At 67.2% G+C, this 1,057-nt stretch carries 1 protein-coding gene; it reads right to left on the bottom strand.

What is annotated here, in order from left to right:
* Positions 1-46 precede the first annotated feature (46 nt).
* Positions 47-1,057: transposase (locus ACFPFQ_RS48310; protein ID WP_379630072.1), on the bottom strand; the 1,011-nt coding region annotated here is incomplete at its 5' end.

Below are 1,057 nucleotides of genomic sequence, written 5' to 3'. Positions count from 1 at the left end.
TGAGGGGTGCCGCGCGTGTGTTACTAGGCGATGGCGTTTCGCCTGGTCAGCGGCCTGCGGCGGTGATCTCGATGATCTTCTTGGGGAGGGGGAGGTCGAGTCGGGCGTAGAGGTCGGTCTGTGGCTTGGTGGGGTCGGTGCGCTGGCGGAAGGTCCCGGTCGGCCCGGTGAAGGTGACGGCGTGGAGCCGGTCGAGATGGCGGCGGACGGTCGTCCAGGTGTCGCCGGTGGTGGTCTCGATGATGCGGATGAGCAGCAGCGCCAGCCAGCACAACAGCACGTGGGCGCGGATGCGTTCTTCGAGGCGGTGATAGACCGGACGCAGGTCCAGGATCTGTTTCATGTCGCGCCAGCCCCGTTCGACTTCCAGGAGCTGCTTGTAGCCCAGCGCGATGTCGGCGGCCGAGAGGTGCGGGTCCGAGCAGCGCAGCAGGTACTTCCCGTCGAGGTTGGTCTCGGCCTTGATCTTCGCCTTGTCGACGCGGAGCAGCCCGCCGGGAGTGACGCGCAGGTACCGGTTCAGTCCGGGCTTGGTCGAGATCCGCCCACGTAGCTCACCGCGCTTCATCACCGGGAGCTTGTCCGACCCGGTGATGAGCTCGTCGAGTTGGGCGACGAGCTGCTCCCGGATGTGCGCGTCGCGGGTCGCACCGTCGGGGTTGTGGCAGATGACGAACCGCTCGGTGTCGGAGACCTTGACCTCCTTGACCCGCATGTTCTCCGCGACGTCGGTGTAGCGGCCCTGCCGAGACAGGGCGGCCTTGATCTCCGGGGAGTCCGAGCGGAGCTTCTCCCCGATGATGTAGGCGTGCTCGCCTTGGCGCAGGTAGCGGCGGTTGCGTTGCGAGGAGAAGCCGCGGTCGGCGACCCACACGATCTTCGACAGGGTCCAGTCCCGCATGTCGTCTTTCACCTGGCGGATCAGCGCGGAGTCGCCTGTGTTGCCCGGCCAGCACCACACCCGCACCGGGATCCCGTCGCGGGTCACCGCCATCCCGATCACGATCTGCGGTAGGTCGTCGCGGGAGTCCTTGGACTTGCCGTAGGTCCGGAACCC

Source organism: Pseudonocardia sp. GCM10023141, assembly GCF_042653605.1.
This window is presented reverse-complemented; position numbering and strand designations above follow the sequence as displayed.